Annotated in this window: 1 pseudogene; it reads left to right on the plus strand. The window is 51.2% G+C overall.

The features are described 5' to 3' along the window. Positions 1-385 (plus strand): annotated as a pseudogene (locus UF05_RS08885) (cation:proton antiporter domain-containing protein); the annotation flags it as partial.

Here is a 385-nt window from a genome sequence, read left to right on the forward strand (position 1 = left end):
TTTGGCCCTTGGGGATTACGCCTGATTAGCGATGTCGATGGGATTCTGCATTTTGCCGAGCTCGGGGTTGTGTTGCTGCTGTTCTTAATTGGCTTGGAATTGAACCCGAAAAAAGTATGGCAAATGCGAGGGCCGATTTTAGGTCTTGGCGGCGCGCAAGTTGTAGTGACGACGGCGGTTATTGGTAGCATTGTCAGTTTGTTTGGCTTGAGCATGCAGGTGGGTTTGGTCATCGGCATGGGGCTCGCCCTTTCCTCTACGGCCATTGCACTCAAAGTGATTTAAGAGCAAGGCCTCAATGGCACCGAAACGGGCCAGTCTGGGTTTGCTGTGCTGCTTTTTCAAGATATCGCCGTCATACCGATGTTGGCTATGTTACCGCTTT

Origin of the sequence: Vibrio sp. S457-15, from assembly GCF_000960545.1 — a bacterium.
In the GTDB taxonomy this organism is placed as follows: Bacteria; Pseudomonadota; Gammaproteobacteria; order Enterobacterales; family Vibrionaceae; genus Vibrio; species Vibrio parahaemolyticus.